This window comes from Pseudarthrobacter phenanthrenivorans, assembly GCF_000813845.1.
Classification (GTDB): Bacteria; Actinomycetota; Actinomycetes; order Actinomycetales; family Micrococcaceae; genus Arthrobacter; species Arthrobacter phenanthrenivorans_B.
Genome location: NZ_JWTB01000039.1, coordinates 12,474 through 28,528, shown reverse-complemented (window position 1 = coordinate 28,528; position 16,055 = coordinate 12,474). Strand labels below are relative to the sequence as shown.

At 66.7% G+C, this 16,055-nt stretch carries 15 protein-coding genes; 6 read left to right on the top strand and 9 right to left on the bottom strand.

All coding sequences use genetic code 11. The features are described from left to right. Positions 1 to 18: 18 nt before the first annotated feature. Entirely contained in the window at positions 19 to 750 is a 732-nt protein-coding gene (locus RM50_RS17725) for a DUF72 domain-containing protein (RefSeq protein WP_043455396.1), read from the bottom strand. Positions 751 to 814: 64 nt separating this feature from the next. Between RM50_RS17725 and RM50_RS17720 the strand changes: the two genes are divergently transcribed. The 3 genes from RM50_RS17720 to RM50_RS17710 all read left to right on the top strand — a co-directional run bounded on the left by RM50_RS17720 (position 815) and on the right by RM50_RS17710 (position 3,741). After that, a complete protein-coding gene (locus RM50_RS17720) occupies positions 815 to 2,623 on the top strand; it encodes a glycoside hydrolase family 15 protein (RefSeq protein WP_043455393.1) in 1,809 nt (602 codons plus the stop codon). Between the two features lie 114 nt (positions 2,624 to 2,737). After that, a complete protein-coding gene (locus RM50_RS17715) occupies positions 2,738 to 3,028 on the top strand; it encodes a hypothetical protein (protein WP_043455390.1) in 291 nt (96 codons plus the stop codon). Then, positions 3,028 to 3,741 (top strand): HAD family hydrolase, encoded by a 714-nt coding sequence (locus RM50_RS17710; RefSeq protein ID WP_043455387.1) that lies wholly within the window; start codon positions 3,028 to 3,030, stop codon positions 3,739 to 3,741. The genes RM50_RS17715 and RM50_RS17710 overlap by 1 nt, the downstream gene beginning before the upstream one ends. 20 nt (positions 3,742 to 3,761) lie before the next feature. On the opposite strand, the gene RM50_RS17705 is transcribed toward RM50_RS17710, so the two are convergent. Next, complete coding sequence (locus RM50_RS17705) at positions 3,762 to 4,010, bottom strand: hypothetical protein (protein ID WP_043455384.1); 249 nt, start codon at positions 4,008 to 4,010, stop codon at positions 3,762 to 3,764. Between the two features lie 191 nt (positions 4,011 to 4,201). Here RM50_RS17705 and RM50_RS17700 point away from each other — a divergent pair, with 191 nt between their 5' ends. Next, positions 4,202 to 5,383, top strand: a complete 1,182-nt coding sequence (locus RM50_RS17700; RefSeq protein WP_043455380.1) for a zinc-dependent alcohol dehydrogenase — start codon at positions 4,202 to 4,204, stop codon at positions 5,381 to 5,383. A gap of 78 nt (positions 5,384 to 5,461) precedes the next feature. Here the strand turns inward: RM50_RS17700 and RM50_RS17695 are convergent, their stop codons facing one another. The 4 genes from RM50_RS17695 to RM50_RS17680 are packed head-to-tail and all read right to left on the bottom strand — an operon-like array spanning position 5,462 to position 10,650. Next, positions 5,462 to 6,274 carry a bifunctional allantoicase/(S)-ureidoglycine aminohydrolase gene (locus RM50_RS17695; RefSeq protein WP_043455377.1) on the bottom strand — a complete coding sequence of 271 codons (813 nt, stop codon included), beginning with the start codon at positions 6,272 to 6,274 and terminating at the stop codon, positions 5,462 to 5,464. A 15-nt stretch (positions 6,275 to 6,289) separates the two neighbouring features. Beyond that, positions 6,290 to 7,564 (bottom strand): DUF6986 family protein, encoded by a 1,275-nt coding sequence (locus RM50_RS17690; RefSeq protein ID WP_043455376.1) that lies wholly within the window; start codon positions 7,562 to 7,564, stop codon positions 6,290 to 6,292. A 1-nt stretch (position 7,565) separates the two neighbouring features. Then, positions 7,566 to 9,164, bottom strand: coding sequence for a malate synthase A (gene aceB / locus RM50_RS17685; RefSeq protein ID WP_043455373.1), 1,599 nt, complete (start codon positions 9,162 to 9,164; stop codon positions 7,566 to 7,568). A 34-nt stretch (positions 9,165 to 9,198) separates the two neighbouring features. Further along, entirely contained in the window at positions 9,199 to 10,650 is a 1,452-nt protein-coding gene (locus RM50_RS17680; protein WP_043455371.1) for an NAD-dependent malic enzyme, read from the bottom strand. A 220-nt stretch (positions 10,651 to 10,870) separates the two neighbouring features. On the opposite strand from RM50_RS17680, the gene RM50_RS17675 reads away from it, so the two are divergent. Further along, positions 10,871 to 11,626 (top strand): IclR family transcriptional regulator, encoded by a 756-nt coding sequence (locus tag RM50_RS17675; RefSeq protein WP_043455368.1) that lies wholly within the window; start codon positions 10,871 to 10,873, stop codon positions 11,624 to 11,626. 75 nt (positions 11,627 to 11,701) lie between these two features. Here RM50_RS17675 and RM50_RS17670 read toward each other — a convergent pair whose 3' ends face one another. Next, positions 11,702 to 13,204: a nucleobase:cation symporter-2 family protein gene (locus tag RM50_RS17670; RefSeq protein WP_043455365.1), complete on the bottom strand. Its 1,503-nt coding sequence runs from the start codon at positions 13,202 to 13,204 to the stop codon at positions 11,702 to 11,704. A gap of 144 nt (positions 13,205 to 13,348) precedes the next feature. Then, positions 13,349 to 14,257, bottom strand: a complete 909-nt coding sequence (gene pucL / locus RM50_RS17665) for a factor-independent urate hydroxylase (RefSeq protein ID WP_043455363.1) — start codon at positions 14,255 to 14,257, stop codon at positions 13,349 to 13,351. A gap of 360 nt (positions 14,258 to 14,617) precedes the next feature. On the opposite strand from pucL, the gene RM50_RS20905 reads away from it, so the two are divergent. Next, positions 14,618 to 14,794, top strand: coding sequence for a hypothetical protein (locus RM50_RS20905; RefSeq protein WP_167562185.1), 177 nt, complete (start codon positions 14,618 to 14,620; stop codon positions 14,792 to 14,794). 20 nt (positions 14,795 to 14,814) lie between these two features. Here the strand turns inward: RM50_RS20905 and ligD are convergent, their stop codons facing one another. Then, positions 14,815 to 16,053, bottom strand: a complete 1,239-nt coding sequence (ligD, locus tag RM50_RS17660; RefSeq protein ID WP_043455360.1) for a non-homologous end-joining DNA ligase — start codon at positions 16,051 to 16,053, stop codon at positions 14,815 to 14,817. Positions 16,054 to 16,055: the final 2 nt, after the last annotated feature.

Here is a 16,055-nt window from a genome sequence, read left to right as displayed (position 1 = left end):
ACAGGGCGGCCCGCGGCATCAGCCGCGGCCGAGGATCGCGCGCAGTGTCCGGGCGTTACGCACCGCGTTCCCGCCGCCGTCGTTGTTGAAGTAGGCGTAGACGTCCACGCCCGCACCCTCCCACTCGCGGATCCGGTCGGCCCACCAGTGGAGGTCGGCGTCCTGGTAGGAGCCCCCGTACAGGTGCTGCTGGTCCGGCCCGTGCAGCCTGATGTAGGTGAAGGGCGCCGTAGTGCGCAGGATGCAGGGCAGGTTGGCGCCGCTCATGATGCAGTACGCCGCATTGTGCCGCTCCAGCAGCCCGAACACCTCGGGACTGTCCCAACTGGGGTGCCTGAACTCCACGGCAACCCTGATCCAGGGCGGCAGCGCGGCAAGGAAATAATCCAGCCTCGCGTCGTCGCGCTCCAGCTGCGGCGGAAGCTGGACCAGGAGCACGGCCCGTTTGTCCCCCAATTCGTGCCAGCACCGCACGATGCGCTCCACCCACACCTCGGGAGAATACAGCTTCCGGGCGTGCGTCAGTCCCCGCGGAGCCTTGACGGACATGCTGAAGCCGGGCGGCAGGCGCCGGTTCCAGCCGGCGAAGGTGGTGTCACGCGGCCACCGGTAGAAACTCGCGTTCAACTCGACAGTGCCGAACTCGGCCACATAGCACTGGAGCCGGTCACGGGCAGGCAGCCCTGGCGGGTACAGGACGTTTTCCCAGTGGTCGTAGCTCCAGCCGGAGGTGCCGATGTGGATTGCCATCGGCCTCAGGCTACACCTGCACGATTCCCACCCCCTGGGGCCCGCGGTGTGGCAGGGTAATGTCATGGCGCGAATCGAGGATTATGCGGTAGTCGGGGACCTCCAGACCGGAGCCCTGGTCAGCAAGGAAGGCTCGATCGATTGGCTGTGCCTTCCCCGGTTCGATTCCCCGGCGTGCTTCAACGCGCTGCTGGACACCCCGGATGCGGGACGCTGGCTGCTGGCGCCCGAGGGGGCAGGCGCCTGCACGCGCCGCGGCTACCGTGACGGCACCCTGGTCCTCGATACCGAATGGGAAACGCCGGATGGAACGGTGCGGGTGACGGATTTCATGCCGCCCCGTGACTCTGTCGCGGACATTGTGCGGATCGTGGAGGGCATCAGCGGCAGCGTCCGCATGCACGGGGAGCTGATCCTGAGGTTTGACTACGGGCACATCGTTCCCTGGGTGCGCAAGGACAAGCGCGGGCTCCACGCCATCGCCGGCCCGGACGCCGTCTACCTGGTGACGCCGGCACCCCTGCATGGCGAAAACATGCACACGGTCAGCGACTTCACCGTCCATGCCGGTGAGAAGGTGCCGTTCGTGCTGACATGGGCGCCCAGCCATGTGGGCCGCCCGGTCAGCGTGGACGCGGAAGAAGTCCTTGAAAGCACGTGTGCGTTCTGGCGCGGCTGGTCCTCCCAGTGCACGGTCAAGGGCAAATACCAGGACGCCGTGGTCCGCTCGCTCATTACGCTCAAGGCGCTGACTTACGCGCCAACCGGCGGCATCGTCGCTGCCGTCACAACATCCCTTCCGGAGCAGCCCGGAGGCCAGCGCAATTGGGACTACCGCTACTGCTGGCTGCGCGATGCCGCCATGACGCTGCAGGCCCTGCTGGCCGCGGGCTACACCGCGGAAGCCGCGGCATGGCGGGACTGGCTGCTGCGGGCGGTGGCCGGGGATCCCGCCGACCTGCAGATCATGTACGGCATCCATGGCGAGCGGCGGCTGCCGGAGCTGGAGTTGCCGTGGCTGAAGGGGTACGAGAATTCGGTGCCGGTACGGATCGGGAATGCGGCCGCAGAACAGTTCCAGCTGGATGTGTGGGGCGAAGTGCTTGACTGCCTTGCCCTGACCCGCAATTCCCTGCTGAAGCACACGGACGAGGCCTGGGACGTCCAGATCGCCCTGATGGAGCACCTCGAAACCATCTGGGACCAGCCGGACAACGGGCTGTGGGAGATGCGCGGTCCACGCCGGCACTTCACGCACTCGAAAGTCATGGCGTGGGTGGCCGCGGACCGGATGGTGAAGGGTGTTCGGGAATCCGGCATGCCCGGGCCGGTGGAGCGCTGGGAGGCGCTGCGGGACCGGATCCGCGCTGACATCATGGCCAACGGCTTCGACGCCGCCCGCAACACCTTCGTCCAGTCCTACGGCGGCACGGAGCTGGATGCCAGCCTTCTGCTGATCCCCCGGGTGGGATTCCTGCCCCCTGACGACCCCAAGGTGGTGGGGACCATCGAGGCGATCCAGCGGGAGCTGACCGAGGACGGGTTCGTCCTGCGGTACCGGCCCGAAAAGAGCGACGACGGCCTGCCGGGCGACGAGGGCGTCTTCCTGGCCTGTTCGTTCTGGCTGGTGGAAGCGCTCCTGGGTGCGGGCCGCCCCGAGGAATCGCGTGAGCTCTTCGAGCGGCTGCTGGAACTGCGCAACGACGTGGGGCTGTTGAGTGAGGAATGGGCCGTGAAAGCCGGGCGCCAGCTTGGGAACACGCCGCAGGCCTTCAGCCATTTCGCCCTTGTGACTAGCGCCTTGGAGCTTCATCAGGATACGGTTCGGCGCAGTGACACTCCCATTCCGCCGCCAGGGGCGGATTCGCGCTGAGGCGGCGCGGACCGGGACCGTAACTTCTCCTTCGCAGGATAGATAAGTATACTTACTAACACCTCATGGAGTGCTCCCAAGCACAATGCCGTGATTGATGGAGGAGTGATAGTTATGGCCGGATTTTTTGAGCTCGTGGACGCCCCTGACGGTGGTTACCGCATCAGGATGATGGACGGGAGCGGAAACCTGATGGCCATCTCCGTAACCTTCCCCACCAAGAGGGCTGCCGTGGCAGGCGTCGCGATGGCCCGCGAGATTGCCGGCACGGGCCTGATCCGGGACAAGAGCCTGGACGGCGCGGGGACGATCATCCGCGACCGTGTGCGTCCCGTCAGCTCCGCCAAGGAAGAAGCTGCCCGGCACAAGAAGGCACCGGAAGTCCGACGGGCAGCGGTGGGCTGATGCCGGACTTCCCAGCACCCTCTGGCGGCGCCCGCCGGGGGGTCCTCTTTGACGTTGACGGAACCCTGATCGACTCGTCCTACATCCACACCATCGCCTGGTGGGGTGCGTTCCGCCAGTACGGCCACGACGTGTCCATGGCTGCCATCCACCAGCTCGTGGGCATGGGCGGGGCGCGGCTGGTGGACAACCTCCTTCCGCAGGACCGGGACCGCAGCGAGGACCAGGACATCATGGCCAGCCACGGTGCACTCTACGCCTCGCACTGGCCATCCCTCCGCGCCCTCGACGGTGCCAAGGACCTGCTGGGCCAATGCCGCGAAGCCGGCCTTGCCGTGGCCCTTGCCTCATCGGCGCGGGAGCGGGACCTGCAGGTCATGCGGTCGGTCCTGGATGCCGATGCCTTCATCGACGCCGCCACCAGCGCCAACGACGCCGAGGAGAGCAAGCCTGCCCCGGACATCCTTGAGGCTGCACTGGAAGCGCTTGGCATCGAGGCCGCGGATGCCGTCTACGTCGGGGATGCCGTGTGGGACATGAAGGCGGCGGCGGCGCTGGGCATCCCGGCCATCGGGGTTACCTGCGGCGGGATCCACGCGGCCCAGCTGCGGGACGCTGGTGCCGTGGAGGTCTATGAGGGCCCCCGCCACCTGCTGGAGAACCTGGGGGCCAGCGCCATTGGCCGGCTGCTTGCCCTGGAAACCAAATCCTAGCCCTGCAGTAAGCTTCCCGGTCAGAGTGGCTGGCCGCCGGGCACTGAGTCCTCGTCCCCGGCGATGGCGGGCTTGGTCCAGGACACAACGACCTTCACTGAGCCGTCGTCGTTGCGCTGGATGTCCGTGGCCACTTCGGCCTCTGGGGCGCCCATCTCCGCCACCCGTGCCTGGTAGGTGCCGACCAGTTCCGCAAGGCTCTCCTCCGTCCATTCGCCCGGACGCACGCGGGTGGAGATCTCGACGGGTTCCGGCTGGTACAGCGACATGGCGATCCTCTTTCGCGTCGGCTTCTGCTGTGCCCTTCCTACGCTAGAAGCAGTCGACGGCGGCCACAAGCTTTTCATCAGCATGCTTACTTTTTTCCGCCAAAACCGATAGCGTCGGGGAAAGGACGCCCTCGGGTGTCCTGGTCCGGCCCGCGGAGGCCCCGGGGCAAGGCAAAAGCGAAAGGAAGACTGTGAAAGCACTGACGTGGCAAGGAAAGCGTTCGGTAAGCGTGGAAGAAGTGCCGGATCCCGTCATCCAGGAATCCACGGATGCGATCATCCGGATCACCTCCACCGCCATTTGCGGCTCCGACCTCCACCTCTACGAGGTCCTGGGGCCCTACATGCACAAGGGGGACGTCATTGGCCACGAGCCGATGGGCATCGTGGAAGAAGTGGGCAGCGGCGTTACCAACCTCCGCAAGGGCGACCGCGTGGTGGTCCCGTTCAACATCGCGTGCGGCTCCTGCTACATGTGCAGGCAGGGCCTGCAGTCCCAATGCGAAACCACCCAGGTCAAGGAAAAGGGATCCGGCGCCGCCCTCTTCGGCTACTCGGAACTGTACGGGTCCGTTCCCGGCGGCCAGGCCGAATACCTGCGCGTGCCGCACGCCGACTACGGTCCCGTGAAGGTGGGCAACGACCTTCCGGACGAAAGATACCTGTTCCTCTCCGACATCCTGCCCACCGCCTGGCAGGCCGTGGAATACGCTGACGTCCCCGCCGGCGGCACCCTCGCCGTGTTCGGCCTTGGCCCCGTGGGCCAGTTCGCCGGCCGCATCGGCGTGCACCGCGGCTTCCGCGTGATCGGTATCGATCCCGTTCCGGAACGCCGGGAAATGGCAGCGCGGCACGGCGTGGAAACGCTCGATTACGGCAAGGCCGTCGGGGACGAACTCCGGGAGATGACCGATGGCCGCGGGCCGGACGCCGTCGTGGACGCCGTCGGCATGGAAGCCCACGGCTCCCCGGTGGCGGGCTTCGCCCACCAGGCGCTGGGCCTCCTGCCGGACAAACTGGCACAGAAGGCCATGGAGCACGGCGGCGTGGACCGGCTCGCTGCGCTGCATGCCTCCATCGATGCCGTCCGCCGCGGTGGAACGCTCTCGCTCAGCGGCGTCTACGGTGGCACGGCCAGCCCGATGCCCATGCTCACCATGTTCGACAAGCAGCTCCAGGTGCGCATGGGCCAGTGCAACGTACGCCGCTGGACGGACGCCATCCTTCCGCTGGTGGAGGACGACGCCGACCCGCTGGGTGTGATGGACCTGGTGACCCACCGCTCCGGCCTGGACGGGGCGCCGGCGCTGTACGAGAAGTTCCAGAAGAAGGAGGACGGCTGCATCAAGGTGGTCCTTAACCCGGGCGCCTGAGCCTTCCCAGCCGCATCAGAACAGAGGCCGTTATGGAATTCCATAACGGCCTCTGGCGCTGCCTCGCGGCGGAACGGGCTAGGTGAGCTTCACCTGGCGGTTCATGTCCTTGTAGAGCAGGTAGCGGAACTCGCCGGGTCCGCCGGCGTAGCAGGCCTGGGGGCAGAAGGCGCGCAGCCACATGAAGTCGCCGGCCTCCACCTCCACCCAGTCGTTGTTCAGCAGGTACATGGCCTTGCCCTCCAGGACGTACAGGCCGTGCTCCATGACGTGGGTTTCGGGGAACGGGATCACTCCGCCGGGCTGGAACGTGACGATGTTGACCTGCATGTCATGCGCCAGGTCGCTGGAGTCCGTGAAGCGGGTGGTCTTCCAGACGTCGTTGGTATCGGGCATGGACGTGGGCTGAACGTCCTTTTCGTTGGTGACGAAGGACTTGGCTTCGTACCCTTCCAGCCGCTCGTAGGCCTTGCGGATCCAGTGGTAGGACACGATGTCGTCGGAGACGTTCTCCACGCCCCACTCCGAACCGGCCGCCAGGTAGGCGTAGCCGCCTTCCTCAAGCTGGTGCAGTTCGCCGTCGAGGGTCAGGTTGAGCTTGCCCTTGGTGACAAAAACGACGCCTTCGACGCCGGCCTCGAATTCGGCCTTCGGGGCGCCCCCGCCCGGACCGATCTCCACGATCAGCTGGGAGAAGGTGGTGGCGAAGCCGGAGATGGGCCGGGCGATGATCCACGAGCGGGTGTTGCTGAACCCCGGCAGGTTGGACGTGACGATGTCGGTCAGCACGCCCTTCGGGATCACCGTGTAGGCCTCGGTGACGATGGCGCGCTCGGTGGTGAGGTGGGTCTGCGGCGGCAGGCCGCCTTGCGGGTAGTAGTAGTTGCCCATCGCGGGATCCTTTGCTTAGGAGTTGGAAGTGGTGGCCAGCCGGGGGTGCGCCAGTGCGGTGAGCTGCGGAAGTCCGACGCCGGCAAGCGCCTGGACTTCCCCGGTACCGACGGCGCCGCACTGGACGCCCCGGAGGACGAACGCGGCCAGCGCGCGGGCGGTGGCGGGCTCATCCATCACGCCGCCTTCGGTCCGCTCCACGTAGTTGCGCAGCCGGGCCGCGGCGGCCGGGAGCCCCTCACGGTAAAAGGCGTAGGTGGCGGCGAACCGGCTGGGCAGCTGGGCCGGGTGCAGGTCCCAGCCCTGGTAGTAGCCGCGCTCCAGCGACCGCCGGACCAGGCGTCCGTGCAGTTGCCAGGCGTTTTCCACGTTGTCGCCCACCGGGAGGATGTTGGTGGACCCGTCGGAGAGCCGGATGCCCGTGCCGGCCACGGCCAGCTGCATGACTTCCTTGGCGAAGTCCGCTACCGGGTGCTCCATGGACTGGTACTCGGCGGAGATCTGCAGCGACGCGGAGTAGTCATAGGTGCCGTAGTGCAGGCCGCTGATCCGGCCCGGGACGGCGTGCGGCAGCTGTGCCACCGACGAGGTGCCCTCCGGGCCGAGGATGAGCTGCGGTGTTTCCACCTGCACCTCAAAGCCCAGCCGGCCGGTGGGCAGGCCGTGCACGTCCTCGAGCCGGGACACGGCGTAGTCCATGGCCTGGACCTGGGCCACAGCGGTGACCTTGGGCAGGGTCAGGACCAGCCCGTCCGGCAGCTCGCCTGCGGCCGCCAGCCCAGAGACGAACAGGTCGAGCGTCCGCAGGCCGCGGGCACGGGTTGCCGCCTCGAAGCACTTGAACCGGATGCCGATGAACGGGGGAGCGGACCCGGCCGCGACTGCGGCGGCCACCGCGGAAGCCGCCGTGACGGCGGCAGCGTCCTCGGCGTCGTCGCCCCTGTCCCCGAAGCCGTCCTCGAAGTCCAGGCGGAGGTCCTCGATGGGCTCGGTCTGGAGCTTGGCCTGGACGCGGCCCGCCACGGCTTCGGCGAGCCCGGCGTCCTGGCCCAGCAGCCGGCCCAGCTTCCCGAAGCCGCCGTGGGCTTCCGCCGTCGCGGTTGCCTGGGCGCCCCAGTCGGCAGCGAACGACGGCGTGAAACGGTCCGCGGGAACGTACACCGTGTGTACGGGCTGGCGGGAGCCGTCGTCACCGGGGTAGTTCTGCTCCAGCAGCCGGTCCGTGGCAGCAAGCTGCCCGTCAATGTGCGCAAGGTCCCCCGCGGAAAGCGAGGACTTGGGTGCCGCCATCTCAGCCCACCAGCTCGTAGGCGGGCGTGGTGAGGAAGTCGGTGTAGTCGTCCGAGAGGCAGATGTCCGCGATCAGTTCGCTGGCCGGCTGGTAGTAGCGGCGGAAGGCCTCGTCACCGAATTCGGTGCGCAGCCGTTCGGTTTCCTCGCCGAGGATCCGCTCCACCAGTTCCCGGGTCACGGTGTTGCCGGTGTCCGCCAGGACGGACTTGTTGCGGATCTGCTGCCACACCTGGGAGCGGGAGATCTCGGCCGTGGCGGCGTCCTCCATCAGGTTGTGGATGGCCACCGCGCCGTTCCCGGACAGCCACACGGCGGTGTAGGCGACGGCGACGTAGAGGTTCAGCCGCAGGCCGGCCTCGGTGACCTGGCCGCCGGCGGACTGGACGTCCAGCAGCTGCTCAGCGGTGACCGAAACCTCCGGACGCTGCTTGTCCACCTGGTTGGGCTTGTCGCCGAGTACGGAGTCGAAGACTTCACGGCAGGTGGGCACCAGGTCCGGGTGCGCCACCCAGGAACCGTCGAAGCCGTCGTTTGCCTCACGGGTCTTGTCGGCCCGCACCTTCTCGAAGGCGGCTGCCGTGACTTCGGGGTGGCGGCGGTTCGGGATGACGGCTGCCATGCCGCCCATGGCGAAGGCGCCGCGCCGGTGGCAGGTCTTGACCAGGAGCTCGGTGTAGGCCCGCATGAAGGGTGCGGTCATCACCACGGAGGCGCGGTCCGGGAGGACGAACTCCTCGCCGGCATCACGGAAGTACTTGATGATGCTGAACAGGTAGTCCCAGCGGCCGGCGTTCAAGCCGGAGGCGTGGTCCCGCAGTTCGTACAGGATCTCATCCATCTCGAACGCGGCCGGAATGGTCTCGATCAGCACGGTCGCGCGGATGGTGCCCTGGTTCAGCCCCAGGAAGTCCTGCGCGAACACGAACACGTCGTTCCACAGCCGTGCCTCAAGGTGGCTTTCCATCTTGGGCAGGTAATAGTAAGGGCCCTGCCCGTTCAGGACCAGCTGCTTGGCGATGTGGAAGAAGTGGAGCCCGAAATCCACCAGTGCCCCCACCGCGGGTTCGCCGTTGAGCAGCAGGTGCTTCTCCTCCATGTGCCAGCCGCGGGGGCGGGCCACGACGACGGCGAGCGGGGCGTCGGTGCGGAGCCGGTACTCCTTGCCTTCCTCCGAGGTGTAGCTGAGGGTTCCCTGGGCGGCGTCACGGAGGTTCAGGATGGCGTCGATGACGTTGGCCCAGGTGGGTGTGCTGGCGTCCTCAAGGTCCGCCAGCCACACCTTGGCGCCGGAGTTCAGGGCATTGATGGCCATCTTTGCCGGCGAAGCGGGCCCGGTCATTTCCACCCGGCGGTCCTGCAGGGCTGCCGGTGCGGGCGCAACCTTCCAGTCGCCGTCGCGCACGTCCTTGGTCTCCGGCAGGAAGTCCAGCTTGCCGGTTTCTGCAACCCGCTGCCGCTTGACGGCGCGGGCCGCCAGGAGTTCGTTGCGGGTGCCGGCGAACCGGTTGTGGAGCTCTTCCACGAAGGCCAGTGCCTTGGGCGTGAGGATCTCCTCCGCACGCGCGATCGGCCGGGGATCTGTGACGGTGATGGCCATTTCTGGTCCTTTCCTTTGGCTGGAAGTCTGGCGGTCAGGCGGAGGCGAGTGCCGGCGCTGGTTCCTTGGCAGAGTCGGCCGGTTCGGCAGCTGTTGCCACGTTTGCGGCGTGTGCTGCGGCAGCGACGGCTGCAGCGACGTCGGCCGTCACGTGCGGATCGAAGATGCTGGGGATGATGTAGCTCGCATTGAGCTCATTATCATTCACCCGGTTGGCGATTGCCTCTGCGGCGGCCACCAGCATGTCCGGCGTGATGTCGCTGGCGCCGGCGTCCAGGAGCCCGCGGAAGAGGCCCGGGAAAGCCAGCACGTTGTTGATCTGGTTGGGGAAGTCGCTGCGGCCCGTGGCCACGACGGCGGCGTGCCGGGAGGCAATGGCAGGGTCCACCTCGGGCGTCGGGTTGGCCATGGCGAACACGATGGCGTCCGCTGCCATGGAGGCGACGTGCTCCTCGGCGAGGATGTTGGGGGCGGAGACGCCGATGAAGACATCGGCGCCCACCAGGGCCTGGTGCAGGTCGCCGGAGAAGCCTTCCTGGTTGGTGTTTTCCGCGATCCAGGTGCGGTGTGGATCGTTGTAGGTCTCGCCCTTGTGGATGGCGCCGGACCGGCCGGCGGCCACGATGTGCCGGGCACCCTGGGCCTTGAGCAGCTGGATGATGGCGGAGCCGGCGGCGCCGACACCGGAGACCACGATCCTGACGTCCTCGATCTTCTTGTCCACCACGCGCAGGGCGTTGACCAGGGCCGCGAGGGTCACGATGGCCGTGCCGTGCTGGTCATCGTGGAAGACCGGGATGTCGAGTTCCTCACGCAGGCGCGCCTCGATCTCGAAGCAGCGGGGAGCGGCGATGTCCTCCAGGTTCACGCCGCCGAAGACGGGGGCCAGGAGCTTGACGGTGCGGATGATTTCCTCGGTGTCCTGGGTATCCAGGCAAACGGGCCACGCGTCCACATTGGCGAACTGCTTGAAGAGGGCGGCCTTGCCCTCCATGACCGGCAGGGCGGCGGCGGGGCCGATGTTGCCCAGGCCCAGGACGGCGGAACCATCGGTGACCACGGCAACGGTATTGCGCTTGACGGTCAGGTTGCGGGCGGCGGCGGGGTCTTCGGCGATGGCCAGGCAGACGCGGGCGACGCCGGGGGTGTAGGCCCGCGAGAGGTCGTCGCGGTTGCGCAGCGGGACCTTGGGGACCACTTCGAGCTTGCCGCCGAGGTGCATCAGGAAGGTGCGGTCCGAGACGTGCTGGACGGTGACGCCGTCGAGGGCGTTCAGGGCGTCCTTGACGCGGGCCGCGTGGGCGTCGTCGGTGGTGTTGCAGGTGACGTCGACAACCAGGGTCTCATGGTGGGACTCGGTGACGTCCAGTGCGGTGATCGCTGCGCCGGCTGCTCCGACGGCTGCGGCAAGTTCGCTGGTGGCGCTGAAGCTCGACGGTGCTTCCACGCGCAGGGTGATCGAATTTCCGGGGCTGGGGTTCGCCATTGAATGTCCTCCTGTTGGGCCTTGTCCGGCTGCTGCTCTGATTCGAATGTTTTCGTATTATGGATATTATTATCTACTTTATGGAAACACAAGCCCTTGCAATGTGACCGGCCAGCTGCCATCGCCGCCGGGGTCACGGTGCTGTATGTTGGGTGTTCTAAGCACTCTTTTCACGATGCGGATAAGAGTTGTCGGATTCCGAGCCATAGGAGACAACGGAATGGCAGAAAAAGCCTCGGGCGGGGTGCAGTCGGTGGAGCGCGTCTTCGAACTGCTGGAGCTCATTACTGATGCCGGCGGCGACGTCACGCTCAGCGAGCTCTCCTCGTCCACGGACCTCCCGCTGCCCACCATCCACCGCCTGCTCCGCACGCTGGTGTCGCTCGGCTACATCCGGCAGCTGCCCAACCGGCGCTATGCCCTGGGTCCGCGGCTCATCCGCCTGGGGGAAGGGGCGAACAAGCAGCTCGGCGCCCTGGCGCGGCCGCAGCTCAAGACCCTCGTGGACCGGCTGGGGGAGACTTCCAACATGGCCGTCCTGGACTCGGACATGGTCATCTACGTGGCGCAGGTGCCCTCGCTGCACTCCATGCGCATGTTCACCGAGGTGGGCCGGCGCGCCCACACCCATGCCACCGGCGTCGGAAAAGCAATCCTCGCCCAGCTTGATGACGACACTGTCCGCGGCATCGTGGCGCGCGCCGGGATGCCCACGCCGACGCCCAAGAGCATCGGCGACGTCGAAGAGCTCCTGGCGGACCTCAAGCTCATCCGCGAGCGGGGCTACTCCATTGACGAGGAGGAGCAGGAACTGGGCGTGCGCTGCTTTGCGATGGCGGTGCCCAACGCCCCCACGCCCACGGCCATCTCCGTGTCCGGCCCGGTGTCCCGGGTGGACGAAGACTTCGCCGACAAGGCCGTCCCGGTCCTGCGCGAAGCGGCCGAGGCCATCTCCCGAGAACTGAACCGCACCTGATCTACACACTCAAACCACGCACTTCGGCGGCCCCTTCCCTTTCGGGAGGGGCCGCCGTCGTTCGCGGTGTCCTTGCTAATGTTCTGATGCCTTCTCGGCTGACTGGATGGGCACTTCCTTGCCGTCGCAGTCGATCAGCTTGCCGTTTTCGAAGCGGTCGCCTTCGGCCAGGCAGCGGAGGTCCTCCGCGCGGACCAGCCGCTCGGTACCGGCCACGAACACTGACTGGTTGTCCGAATTGCCCGCCCGCAGGTGGTTGAACAGCAGGTTCAGCAGGATGGCCATCACCGCGGCGGAGCTGATGCCCGAGTGGAAGATGGTGCCGAACCAGGACGGGAACTGGTCGTAGAAGGCCGGTGCGGCGATGGGGATCATCCCGAAGCCGATGGAGGCGGCAACCACGATCAGGTTCATGTTGTTCTTGTAGTCCACCTTTGACAGGGTGCGGATGCCGCTGGCTGCCACCGTGCCGAAGAGGACCACGCCGGCGCCGCCCAGGACGGGCGTGGGCACCGCTGCGACGACGCGGCCCAGGACGGGCAGCAGGCCGAGGACCACCAGGATCACGCCGCCGGCGCTGACCACGAACCGGCTCTTTACTCCGGTGATCGCCACCAGGCCCACGTTCTGGGCGAAGGCGCTCTGTGTGAACGAGTTGAACAGCGGCGAGATGGCGCTGGAGAGCATGTCCGCCCGCAGGCCGTTGCCGATGCGCTTGGAGTCCACCTTGGTGCCGACGATCTCGCCCACCGCGATGATGTCCGCCGACGTCTCGGTCAGGGTGACCAGGATGACGATCAGCATGGAGATGATGGCTGCGGCCTCGAACGTCGGCGGGCCAAAGGCGAAGGGGGTGGGGAATGCGACGATCTCGCCCTGGCCCACCTTGGAGAAGTCGGCCATGCCGAAGGCCACGGCAATCAGCGTGCCCAGCACCATCGCCAGGAGGATCGAAAGCCTCGAAATGGCTGCGCTGCCCACCTTGCTCAGGAGCAGGACGATGCCCATGGTGGCCGCGGCCAGCCCGATGTTGGCCACGCTCCCGTAGTTGGGTGCCTTGTTGTTGCCGCCCATGGCCCAGTTGGCCGCCACCGGCATCAGGGTCAGGCCGATCGTGGTGATCACCGTTCCCGTGACTACCGGCGGGAAGAACCGGATGATCTTGGAGAACAGCGGGGTTATGAGCAGGCCGATCAGGGAGGCCGCAATGACTGATCCGAACACCGCCTGGATTCCGCCGCCGCCGTGCACGATGGCCACCATGGTGGAAACCCCGGCGAACGAGACGCCCTGGACCAGCGGCAGCTGCGAGCCGAAGAAGGGAATGCCGACGGTCTGCAGGATCGTGGCGAGGCCGCCGACGAAAAGGCAGGCGGCGATGAGCAGGCCGATGTCCTGGGAGTTCATCCCGGCGGCGGCGCCGATGATCAGGGGCGGGGCGATGATGCCGCCGTACATGGTGAGGACGTGCTGGAAGCCGTAGGCGAAGGTGCTTCCGATCGGGAGCCGTTGGTCCTCCGGGCGGCCCTTGGCCCCTTTACCGGCGGCCGCGGCGGCCAGTTTCTTCTTGGTGTTCATGGCAGACTTTCTTGGTTCATGGCAGACGTCATCGTCTGGCTAACTGGTGTCTGGCTAACAGGTAAGGCTGTGGGTGGTGCCGGGTTGTCCCGACGGGCCGCCACCGCGTGGTGGTCCGGCCCGCCGGGACTCCGTGGTGGTTCTTTAGCAGAAGCCGGCGATGCCGGACCAGGCGGCGGGCGCCGCTGCGGCGTCGTCGCGCTGCACGGTGGCCTCAATCAGGCCGTACGGGCGGTCAGCCGCGTAGAAGACCTCATTCGGGTTGTCCAGGCCGAACGGGGAGAGGTCAACGAGGAAGTGGTGCTTGTTGGGCATGGAGAACTTGATCTCGTCGATCTCGCTGTGGGCCTCGAGGACCTTGGCGCCCATGTCGAACAGGGTCTGCTGCAGGGCGTGGGAGTACTTCTCCGTGAAGCCTTCGAGCAGGAGGCCCTTGACGTCGTCGTAGCTCTTGTTGAAGTCCAGGCTGCTGAAGTCGGTTCCGGTCTTGTAGCGCCAGCGGGCCGAAACGTCCGTGGCCAGGATCCGGTCGGTAGTCTCGGGCAGCGTGGTGTAGCGGTCCCGGGGGTAGCCGACGAAGCCGGACTGGGTGGACTTCAGGACGGTCAGGTCCTTCAGCCCCGAGATCAGGTGGCTGGTGGCACCGTCACGGACCAGGACGGCGGTCCGGACTTCCTGCCCGTTGCGGACGAACGAGTGGTCGTGCTCGCTGCCGTGCGCCTGGATCCGGTTCCATGCGTAGGACTCGGCTTCCCAGCGGCCGCCGGTAACCCAGTCGAAGCTCGAGGTGAAGTGCTCGCCGAGGCGCAGCAGGAAGGCTTCCGGCGAACCGATGCCGTCGCGGGCAAAGGCGTAAATGGTGTTCTTCTGGGTGTCGGTGGCCACCACGTGGGCGTTGTCGCCCTCCAGGTGGGCCGCGGCAAAGTCGCCCCGCAGCTGCGAGGTGACGTTCAGGTCCTCGATCTCGTGGCGGTTGGTGTCCCTGGTGATCTTGACGACGCGGACTTCTGCCTTGCCGTACTGGTTTTCGCCGAGGATGATCTTGCTGCTCATGGTCTGTTCCCAATCTCCGGTAAGTGGAACCAAGGTTCCATCACTGAAATTAAGCGCGCGTTTCGAGCGCGTTTCCGGTGGAGCCGACCCAACAAAAAAGAGCCGGCATCCATTGATGCCAGCTCATTACGACCCTGCCTGCTGCTCCCAGGTTACGTGACCTGCGCCACGAGTTGCCTACCAGCGTACCCCTGCTTGCCGGTGGTGTACATCACAAGCCGAAAATTCATTTTGTGACTGGCGGCCTCCCGCCCGGGGCGCGGAAGGTCATTGACGCCCGGGTGACTCGGCCCTATTCTTTTCACATAGCAATAAAGTGTTTCCGAAATACGGAAAAGGTTGCGCTAGAAGGAGGAGCAGATGAACCCCCAGGAGCAGAACAATGTCGCGGAATTCCCGGCACCGGGCCAGGAGTTGTACCTGCCCCTCGGAGGCACGGATCCGGACTTCTACATCCCCGCCGAGCACGAGCGGCGCAACACCGGGTTCTCCCGCTGGCTGCGCGCACTTCCCGTCTTTGGCCGCCAGCGCCCCTGACGCTTCCTGCCTGGCCGGGGCTAGGCCCGGCCCGGCCACTCCTTGCCGGCCCAGGGGTCGTAGTCCGCAACAAGCTCCTCCTGGGCCGGACGCTCTGCCTCGGCCACGTGCTGCAGGTTCACCCGCACCCGGTACCACAGCGAACTCGATCCACGCATCCCGTCAATAAGGACGTCGGCAGGGCTGAGGGACGGCACGATGTTGGCATGGCGGGACTTCCACTCCTCAAGGGCCGCCAGCGCTTCTGGCTTGGTCCTGGTCCGGGCTACTTCGATCAGCGGCATCAGCGACTGGCGGCGGCCCGACCCGTTGGCTCCCCGAGGTGCCTTTTCGGCCGGACCCAACTCCTTCGCAAGGGCCAGCAGGCCATCAAGGGAGCCCACGGCGTCGTCAATTCCCCGATGCGGGTCGCCGATCTCCGCGAAACGCTCCAGCACGGTGGGAACCGTGAACCGCTCCGGCCGGGCGGTCCGGACTTCATCCCATGTCAGGGGTGCCGAGACGCGGGCGTCGGGCAGGGCCCGCACCGAGTAGGCTGACGCCACCGTCCGGTCCTTGGCGTTCTGGTTGAAGTCCACGAACACGCTTTCGCCGCGCTCTTCCTTCCACCACCGTGCCGTGGCAAGACCGGGCGCCCGGTTCTCCACCTCCCGGGCGAGGGTTTCCGCGGCGAGCCGGACATCCTTGTAGGACCAGTCCGGGGCGATCCGCACCAGGATGTGCAGCCCCCGCGAACCGCTGGTCTTCGGCCATCCCACCAGCCCGGTATCGGCCAGGACCTCCTGCGCCACGTAGGCCACATCAACAATCTGCGACCAGTCCACGCCGGGCATGGGATCAAGGTCCACCCGCAGCTCGTCCGGGTGTTCGAGGTCCTCGGCGCGGACCGGATGCGGGTTCAGGTCCAGGCAGCCCAGGTTGATGACCCAGGCGAGGCCCGCGGCATCCCTGATCACTGCCTCCTCCGCGGAGGTCCCCGACGCATAGTGCAGCGTGGTCGTGTCGATATACGGTGGGTGGTTCTCCGGAACCCGTTTCTGGAAGAACGGCTCCGCGTCGATGCCCTTGGGGAAGCGCTTCAGCACCATCGGCCGGCCGCCGGCACCCCGCAGGGCCCCGTCCGCCACCGCAAGGTAGTACCGCACCAGGTCGAGCTTGGTCAGCCCCGGCTCCGGGAACACCATCTTGTCCGGGCTTGAGATGCTGACCTCTGCACCATTGACATCAAGGACTTCGGGCGGCGTCTTGGACGGTGTCATGC

What these genes read in the sequence shown, in the direction of transcription:
- RM50_RS17725 (WP_043455396.1), bottom strand. Translation starts at nt 750, where the DNA reads ATGGCAATCCACATCGGCACCTCCGGCTGGAGCTACGACCACTGGGAA.
- RM50_RS17720 (WP_043455393.1), top strand. Translation starts at nt 815, where the DNA reads ATGGCGCGAATCGAGGATTATGCGGTAGTCGGGGACCTCCAGACCGGA.
- RM50_RS17715 (WP_043455390.1), top strand. Translation starts at nt 2,738, where the DNA reads ATGGCCGGATTTTTTGAGCTCGTGGACGCCCCTGACGGTGGTTACCGC.
- RM50_RS17710 (WP_043455387.1), top strand. Translation starts at nt 3,028, where the DNA reads ATGCCGGACTTCCCAGCACCCTCTGGCGGCGCCCGCCGGGGGGTCCTC.
- RM50_RS17705 (WP_043455384.1), bottom strand. Translation starts at nt 4,010, where the DNA reads ATGTCGCTGTACCAGCCGGAACCCGTCGAGATCTCCACCCGCGTGCGT.
- RM50_RS17695 (WP_043455377.1), bottom strand. Translation starts at nt 6,274, where the DNA reads ATGGGCAACTACTACTACCCGCAAGGCGGCCTGCCGCCGCAGACCCAC.
- RM50_RS17690 (WP_043455376.1), bottom strand. Translation starts at nt 7,564, where the DNA reads ATGGCGGCACCCAAGTCCTCGCTTTCCGCGGGGGACCTTGCGCACATT.
- aceB (WP_043455373.1), bottom strand. Translation starts at nt 9,164, where the DNA reads ATGGCCATCACCGTCACAGATCCCCGGCCGATCGCGCGTGCGGAGGAG.
- RM50_RS17680 (WP_043455371.1), bottom strand. Translation starts at nt 10,650, where the DNA reads ATGGCGAACCCCAGCCCCGGAAATTCGATCACCCTGCGCGTGGAAGCA.
- RM50_RS17675 (WP_043455368.1), top strand. Translation starts at nt 10,871, where the DNA reads ATGGCAGAAAAAGCCTCGGGCGGGGTGCAGTCGGTGGAGCGCGTCTTC.
- RM50_RS17670 (WP_043455365.1), bottom strand. Translation starts at nt 13,204, where the DNA reads ATGAACACCAAGAAGAAACTGGCCGCCGCGGCCGCCGGTAAAGGGGCC.
- pucL (WP_043455363.1), bottom strand. Translation starts at nt 14,257, where the DNA reads ATGAGCAGCAAGATCATCCTCGGCGAAAACCAGTACGGCAAGGCAGAA.
- RM50_RS20905 (WP_167562185.1), top strand. Translation starts at nt 14,618, where the DNA reads ATGAACCCCCAGGAGCAGAACAATGTCGCGGAATTCCCGGCACCGGGC.
- ligD (WP_043455360.1), bottom strand. Translation starts at nt 16,053, where the DNA reads ATGACACCGTCCAAGACGCCGCCCGAAGTCCTTGATGTCAATGGTGCA.